General features: G+C 39.7%; 4 protein-coding genes. 1 reads left to right on the top strand and 3 read right to left on the bottom strand.

What is annotated here, in order from left to right:
- Nucleotides 1-2 precede the first annotated feature (2 nt).
- Nucleotides 3-1,070, top strand: coding sequence for a glycosyltransferase (locus EWZ81_RS07960; RefSeq protein ID WP_165549596.1), 1,068 nt, complete (start codon nt 3-5; stop codon nt 1,068-1,070).
- A gap of 116 nt (nt 1,071-1,186) precedes the next feature.
- Here the strand turns inward: EWZ81_RS07960 and EWZ81_RS07955 are convergent, their stop codons facing one another.
- From EWZ81_RS07955 to murJ, 3 genes are all read right to left on the bottom strand, one after another.
- Entirely contained in the window at nt 1,187-5,074 is a 3,888-nt protein-coding gene (locus tag EWZ81_RS07955) for a vacuolating cyotoxin family protein (protein WP_165549595.1), read from the bottom strand.
- Nucleotides 5,075-5,362: 288 nt separating this feature from the next.
- Nucleotides 5,363-6,760 (bottom strand): cysteine--tRNA ligase, encoded by a 1,398-nt coding sequence (cysS, locus tag EWZ81_RS07950; RefSeq protein ID WP_165549594.1) that lies wholly within the window; start codon nt 6,758-6,760, stop codon nt 5,363-5,365.
- The gene (gene murJ / locus EWZ81_RS07945) at nt 6,761-8,221 is read right to left on the bottom strand and encodes a murein biosynthesis integral membrane protein MurJ (RefSeq protein WP_165549593.1); all 1,461 of its coding nucleotides are present in this window, start codon (nt 8,219-8,221) and stop codon (nt 6,761-6,763) included.
- Nucleotides 8,222-8,266 lie beyond the last annotated feature (45 nt).

The raw sequence follows: 8,266 nt of genomic DNA, 5'->3' as shown, positions 1-8,266 counted from the left end.
CCATAGTAGTCGCTTTTGACAATAATTATTGCATCCCTGCTGGTGTGAGTTTATACTCCATGCTTTCTTCTTGTGCGCAAGAAAGAGATGGGGTAAAACTCTTTTATCAAATCCATTGTTTAGTGGATAGTTTGAGCGCTGAAAATATAGAAAAATTAAAGCGGACTATGAGTCCCTTTAGCGCGTTTTCTGGTATTGAATTTTGTGATATTTCAAAGAATGACGCTTACCCTTTTACATTGGTTTCTCAACTTTTCTTAAGACTCAATCCTTTCGCTAAAAAGCGTTTTTCTAAAATGATTTTATGCCGTTTGTTGCTAGCGAGTATTTTCTCTCAATATGAAAAAATAATCATGTTTGATGTGGATACCTTGTTTGTGGGCGATATTAGTGAGGGCTTTTTTATCCCTATGGATGGAGCGTATTTTGGAGCGACCAAAGAAGACCTCTCATTGATTAACATTCATAGCGCTAATGATTTGTTTGTATCTCGGCTTAATTGGTCTAAGGGAATGGGTGTCAAACTCAATCATAAAAGCCTGAGCTTTCAAGAAGTAGAAATTCTATATGAAAACCCTTTTAATGCAGGTTTTATGCTGGTCAATTTGGCGTTGTGGAGGGAGAGTCATTTGGAAGAAAAGCTGATTGATTTTTTTAAAACAAGAGATGAAGGGCTGTTGTTGCCAGAGCAAGATTTATTCGTGCTTGTTTGTCAAGGGCATATTTTAGAAATGCCTTGCAAGTATAATGTCCATCCACGCATGGTTGGGACAAGGATGATACCTAAAAAATCTGACGCTTGCATGTTGCATTTTTATGCTGATGAAAAGCCTTGGAAGCATTTTGGCTACCCGTATTCTAAAGAATGGCACCAAGTCGCTTTTAAAACTTCTTTTGAATCTTTGGTTTTTGAGAATTTAGTGGGTAAAATTGAAACTTTTACTGAACTCAATGACCACAACAAAAAGAGTTTTTTTGAATTTTTAAACACCAGGCTGAATAAAAAATTCCTTATACAATACGTTTTGTTTAAGATTTTTAAAAAGCTAGAGTCTTTTTGTTTGCGTTAAGCAGAATTTATTTGAAAGCTAACCCCTTATTTGGGGTTAGTTTGCTAATACGCTCCCCCAATTATACTTTTTAAACCTATCGCACCCCATGCCAAAAGCATGGGTTTAGAGTGGTGTTAGAAACTATACCTCATTCCTAAATTGGAAGCGAAATGGCTTGCGTTGGAAATCAAATTGTGCAAATAAACCACGCCCAAATTCAAAAACACTTCTTTAGCTAATCGCAATTCCCCACCCATCATCGCTCTTGCATAGGTGCTTAAAGGACTGCGAGCGGCATTGATTTTAAAGGTGTTTAAAGACGCCACATCATTCGATCCAAAGTGAGCGAACTCTTGTAAAACTCCCGCATGCAAATAGAAGTATGAAGTGTCCCCATAATAATAACGCGCTTCCACATTAGCGTTAGCGTTAAATAAATGCTGACTGCTCGCGCCATTTTTTAAAGCCACTTGTGATTGGCTGTTGCTTTTAAAGTTGGTTGAACCTAAATGGTTGTAGCCCACGCCCACGCTTGGTTTTAACACTAAAGCGTTCCTAAAAAACGCGAAGTCATAACCATAGCTCGCTCTTGTTGTGGCGCTATAGGCTAAGTAATTATAGCTTTGATTCAAATCTTGTAATAGAGCGCTTTTGAAATTCAAGCTTGATTGATCGCTCCCTACAGCCCCTTGAGCTTCAAAATCAAATTCATGCTGGTTGGCAAAAATACGGCTATACACGCCAAAATTAGCGTTATTAGCCCCAGAGTTAAGAGAGTTCGCTTGATTGCTAAAAGAGCTATAACCATAGCTTCCAAAACCGCCCACAATGGCTTCCACATTCCCGTTAAGGAAAGCGTCTACCCCTGCACTTGTGCCATACAATGAAGCGTTAGAGCCATTATTCAAGCTCGCTCCCCCAATAGCGTTAGCCCAAACATTGGTGGGTTTTTCATATTTAGGGGCAAATTGATACAACACTTCTGCCGCGCTCTCTAAAGAAGCGAATCTTTGGCCTTTTAAAGCTTGTAAGCGTTGAGCGAACGAGTTAATATTGTTGGTGTGCTTCCTAGAGAGATTGACTAAACGAGAATTTAAAATCATCGCATTACTCAAGCTCAAAGTTTGTAAGCCGCTTTGTTTATGCTCTAAATTGGCTACGTTGTTTAAAGCGTCAGTGGCCGCATTCAATTGCTTGGTGATTTCACCGGTGCTTGTGTTATCAATCATTTGTCTGGCATAACCCGCATCATGGCTATCAATCAATAAGGTTTGTAAGAGATCCCTACCTTTTGCGCCTGAATGAGTATAAAGCGTGTCAATATCTTTAGAGCGGTTAGCCAATTCAAACACGCTCTCAATAGTGCCAAAATCATGCTGATTGATAGCGACTAAATTAGGAGTGGCGCTGTGAGCGAAAGGAGCGTTCTTTACGAGGGCGTAGTTAGCAGAACGCGCATTATTAGTGGTGTTTGTGGGTAAGTTGGTGGTATTGCCACCATTCTCAGTAGGCGTAGAATTGCCTAAATAATACACCGAAATTTTAGAGCCGTTAGCCGTTTTACTGATGCCTATATTTTTCCATGCCTTACCGATAAGATACTTGTAATTGTCAGGGTTGTTCACCATGCTTTGATTGCCAATAGCCATACCGCATGCTTTAATGTCATCAGTATTTCGCACCACACAAGTATCCATGCGGTTATTATTGTTATAAAGGGCTAGGCGCTCTTTGAATTGCTCTTCTAGATTAACATTACTAAATGCCTTAGTACCTGTAGAAACATTACCATAACCAATGATTTTCGCTTTCAATAACACATGCTCTGTATTTTTAATGAGATCTTGAGCGCTGTTAATCTTGATGAGCGGTTTGTAAAATCCTGTCGCGCTGTCTATATCATTATTAAACATCATAGCTGCTGCATTGCCTACGCTTAAGGTTGCCACTTTCCCGCCTCGGACCAGATAGTTGATAGTGCCTTGATTGTTGATAAAATCCCCCTGAATGGTTAAATTTGAAAATTGACTATAGTCCATGACCGCATTTTGACCCAGGGTTAGATTATTAAACATGAGCTTTGATGTGCCCCAAGGGCTTCCTTGAGGTCCAAAAGCAAGTTTATTGGTGATTTCAACATTTTTAATATTCCTAGCGTCAAAATAATTCCAAGGGCTATAGTAAAACTCATCTATAACCAATTTTTCACCGCCTTTAAATTTGACACCCCCAGAAAAGATTGACCTAGTGCCAGTTTCCAAACGCACGGTATTGATGCGCGATTGACTGCCTATATCTTCGCTAAAATGAGTGTATTCCCCCACACTCACCCCATTGGTCTTAACCAACAATTCATTAATGTTGAAGTTTTTAACGGCCACATTAGTGGAAGCCGTGATGAGCTTGTTGATATTGACCTTACCTGTAACACCACTAAAATCTAAGGTGTTGAAACCACCATTACCCGTATCAATACCTTTAAAATTAGCTGTATGAGCATCCACTTTTAAATTCACAAATCTTCCCAGACTAATATCGTTATTAAAAGTGGCTGTGCCGTTTTTAGTATCCGTACCAGCCTTAAATTCAAAATTCGCGCTTGATCCTGCTAAAGCATAGCCACCCACTTGATTATTCACTCTTAAAGTCCCCTCAACGGTGATATTCCCGGTTAGGTTTTCCACTAAAAGAGAGCGTCCGCTCGCTTGATTGGACAGATTGACACCGCCTTTGCCGATATGCAAATGAGCCGCATTGGTGGTAAGAGAAGCTTTATATCCTCCCACTTTAATCGTGCCATCAGCGTTAGTGTTGATGCGATCAATATTGACAACCGTGTTTTTGCCGCCAGCAAAAGGCCCATCAATGACTTGCGTGGGTTGAATTTCTGTTTTTTGCGCACTATTGGGTGGGTTAATGACCTGAGTGTTACTATTGTTTTGACTGCTCTCTTGTTTGTCATTTTTAGCGCTTTCATTTTTGTCGTTTTTAGTGCCACTTTGAGAAGGGGTATTATTCGGTTTATCCTTGTAGCCGCCTTCTGGAGGGGCGATGATGTTTAACCCGGCGCTTTGCCACAAATCCAGTGTGCCAATATGAGTCTTATTGCTAGCGATAATGCCCGCTTGAGCGGCGTTTTTATCGCCCACAGTGAGATGGTTAAAATCCACTTCCCCTGTTACTTTTGAAGTGTTTATCGTGCTGTATGAAGGGGCCAAATACGCTCCCACATATTGCAAACGGCCCATCCACACATTACCCATTAATTTAACGCTGTTTGAAGCCAAATTAAGCGTGGCGCCATCATAAAGAGAAATTTCCGCATTTTTACTGCTAGTGATCCCTTCTGAAGCTTGCAAAGTCAAAACCGTAGAGCTGGCTTTCCTCCCGGCTCCAGAACCCACACGATTGTTGATTTCTACAAAATTATCAATTGAGATATTTTTAGCGTTGAAATTCACTCTCGTGGTGCGATCAGCGCTATCCTTATAGCTTGTGAAAGAATTGCCATTGAATTGGCCCAAGCGTAAAGTGGCTTTTTGCATATTGACATCTAAATCCCCACCAGTAAAGTTTCTAAGCCCTGATAGTTTATAAGTCCCTACAGCGTCTTTCATATCCACTTCAAGCTTGTTCTGCTGCCCGCCTTTGACCCAATAATGCCTAGCGGCGTTCCCCCAATCCCAACCTCCATCAATCTTACTGGATAAAAGGGATTGGTATAAGTCGTATTCCTTGTTGGGGAATTCATTAAAGCCTTTTCCTGCTTGAATGCGCCAAACTTTATTGGGTTTGTCTGGGGTTTTATTCGCTTCTTCGGCTTGTTTGAGTCCCCAACTAAGAAGCCCTGAGACCGTTCCTACAGCGGTGCCTGTAGCGATACCCCCAACAATGGCTGGAATGATCACGGTCGTGAAAAAGGCGGCATGACTCTCTTGCGGTATGGCGCTAATCAACGCTCCTGCTAAAACGAGAGAAACCAAAGGGCGATTCATTTTGCGGTGTGTTTGTTGTAATTCCATTTTCTTTCCTTTCTTTTTGTAAAACGATTTTTGCACAAAGGGTGCGACTTTAGACTAGAAAATTTCTGTTGCATTTACGATTAAGGTTATAAATATGCAGTATCTACAACTGATATTCAATTTTTATCAAATTAAAGTAAATGAACATATAAACTTAACAAGATTAAAGAGCAATATTGCTAGAATTTGTGGTTAGAATGTGTAAATAGGTAAAATGGGAGGCGTTTAAAAAACTTCTCTCATTGGAATTTGTGGTTAGAGTATGTAAAAAGGTAAAATTGGAGGCGTTTAAAAAAACTTCTCCCAAATCGTGCCTTGTGGGGTGTCCATCAAAGCGATTTTTTGTTGTAAAAGCTCTTCTCTGATGCTATCGGCTTTTAAAAAATCTTTTTGTTCTTTGGCACGTTTTCTTTCTTCTATCTTTTTTTCAATTTCTTGTTTTTCGCTCTCGCTCACGCCTAACTGGAAATACGCGCTAGGGTCTTTAAAACCGATGCCAAGCAGTTCTTCTATGAATTTCAAATTCGCTAAAATTTCGCCCTTCAAAGCCTTGTTTTTGGGGTTTTGATCCAGTTTTTCATTCGTGGAAGAAAGCATGCTTTCTAAAACGCTCAACGCTTTAGAAACGTTTAAATCATCTTGCATGCATTCTAAAATTTCTTTTTTAAAGTTTGGATTTATTCCCCCAAGATTCCCTAAAACGCGCTGTTTTAGGCGATAGATTTTATCCAAGCGTTTTTTACTCACTAACAAGTCTTCTTCATTGAAATTTAAAACGGAGCGATAATGCACCCCTAGTAAGTAATTGCGCAAAATCTCGCCATCATAGTTTTTGAGGGCGTCTTTAATGAAAAAGCTATTCCCCAAACTTTTAGACATTTTTTCGTTATTGATATTCACAAAGCCATTGTGCATCCAGTATTTAGCGATCTCCACGCCAAAGGCGCAACGGGTTTGGCACGCTTCATTTTCATGGTGGGGGAATAACAAATCCGCTCCGCCAGCATGGATGTCAATTTGATAAGGGGCGTTAGCGAGCGCTAAAGTTTCAAAAACCATGCTAGAGCATTCTATATGCCAACCAGGGCGCCCTTTGCCTAAAGGGCTATCAAAGCCCACATCATTATCCCCCTTATAGCTTTTCCACAACACAAAATCCTGCTCAAGCCGTTTTTCTTGCACCAAACCGATACGGCTAAATTCCACGCTGCTATTATGCATGCTCAAAGAGCCGTAATCTTTATCCTTGCTCGTGTCTAAATAAATATCCCCATTAGAAACTTGATAAGCGAAATTTTTTTCTAAAAGCGTTTCAATCATGCGCACCATAGCGTCTAAATACTCGCTCGCTTTAGGCTCTAGGCTGGGTTGTTTCACGTTCAAGGCGTTCAAATCCCTCGTGTAAGATTCAATGTAAATGCCGCTTAATTCTTGAATGCTTTTGTTTTCTTTGAAGGCTTTGTTGATGATTTTATCGTCAATATCCGTGAAATTCCTTACTAGCACCACTTCATAGCCGCTCAATTCAAGCGTGCGCCTTAACAAATCAAAAGCAATCGCGCTCCTGGCATGCCCTAAATGAGCGTCATCATACACCGTAGGCCCGCACACATAAATATTCGCCTTTTTTTCAACTAAAGGCTCAAAAGGGACTTTTTGTTTTAATTTGGTATCATAAATAAACATTTAAAAACCTTGAAAATAATAAAATAAATATAAATGTGTAACCCACGATTTGAACGCTAAGAGTAATAAGATTTCCACGCAAGCGAGGAAAAGAATTACAAGCCATAATTTCAAATTTTTAATTATACCCAAGAATGGTTGAAAGCCAAACGCTTTTATCGTTAAAACAAATAAAAATAACCCGCTCAAACTATTCGCTAAAGCCAAACCTAAAACCCCTAACAAAGGCATTAAACTCAAAGAAGCCGCTAAACCTAAAAAAAGCGAAATTAAAGAGATTTTAGCCGCTTTTTTTTGCTCTAATTTCGCATAAAGCCACAAAGAAAAGAGTTTGGTTAGCCCAAAAGGGAGCAAGCCTAAAAGATAGAGCGAAAAGACTTGCGAAGTGATTAGGGTGTCTTTAGGACTAAATTGCCCCCTTTCAAATAAAAGCTCTGTGATTTCTTTGCTTAACATTATCCCCCCAATGCTGCAAAAAAGCAAAACCCCCACCAAAAAAAACCACGCCTTTTGCAAGCGCTGTAAGATCAAATCCTGCTGATTGTTTTTAATGGCGATCGCAATGCTAGGGAAAAGGGCTGTGGATATGGCTATGGCAAATAAAGCTAAAGGGAGCTGGAAGACTCTGTTAGCGTAATACAAATAAGACACGCTCCCGCTCGCTAAAAAAGAGGCGATCGTGGTGTCTAAAAAAGAGGCGATCTGAGCGCTAGAATTGCCTAAAACGCTAGGGAAAAACTGCTTGAAAAACCCTTTCAAATCCTTTTTAACCCTATCCAAACGATATTCTTTTTTGAGCGCGTTTTTAGTCTTAAAACCCAACAGCCCTTTAGACAATAAATCCCATAAGCCTAATTTTATTAAAGGATAAAAGTGTAATAAAATTTGAGCCACGCCCCCTAAAAGCACGCCATAGCTCAAATAATACAACGCTTCTAAATGCGTTTTTTCTTTAGAAATGAAAAGGGCTAAAATCATGCATACATTGAGTAAGCTTGCGTTATAAGCGCTGGCAAAAAAGCTGTGTTTGTATTGTAAAAGCGCGCCTAAAAAAGTGGTAATAAACACCAATAAAAGATACCAAAAATTGATCGCTACAATAGGGGCGCATAGTTTGAGCGTCTCTTCATCAAAGCCATAAGCTAGGAGTTTGGTGAGCCATAAGGGATTGAGTGCTACTAATAAGCACCATATGAATAAAATGCCACAAAAAATAAGCCCCACCAAACCCGCAAAACTCCCCTTAATGGAACTTCGTATGAAGCTCGGTAAAAAGCTTTGAGAAAAAGAACCCTCTGCAAAAATACGCCTGAATAAATTAGGCAATTTGAAAGCCACAAAGAAAATATCGCTATACACCCCAGCCCCTAGGATATTAGCCATCATCAAATCCCGTAAAAAGCCAAAAATCCTAGAGCATAAAATCCCTAAGCTGTTGGTTAAAAATATTTTTTTTAGCATACTAGTTGTATTTATTACCTAATTTTCAGTGTTTTTTTGTTAGCA

The organism is Helicobacter pylori (assembly GCF_011140715.1).
In the GTDB taxonomy this organism is placed as follows: Bacteria; Campylobacterota; Campylobacteria; order Campylobacterales; family Helicobacteraceae; genus Helicobacter; species Helicobacter pylori_DA.
The sequence above is the reverse complement of the archived record's forward strand: the minus strand, read 5'-3'. Positions and strand labels throughout refer to the sequence as shown.

Bases quoted from the DNA above. Each gene is read 5' to 3' on its own strand.
- cysS (WP_165549594.1), bottom strand. From the start codon at position 6,760: ATGTTTATTTATGATACCAAATTAAAACAAAAAGTCCCTTTTGAGCCT.
- EWZ81_RS07955 (WP_165549595.1), bottom strand. From the start codon at position 5,074: ATGGAATTACAACAAACACACCGCAAAATGAATCGCCCTTTGGTTTCT.
- murJ (WP_165549593.1), bottom strand. From the start codon at position 8,221: ATGCTAAAAAAAATATTTTTAACCAACAGCTTAGGGATTTTATGCTCT.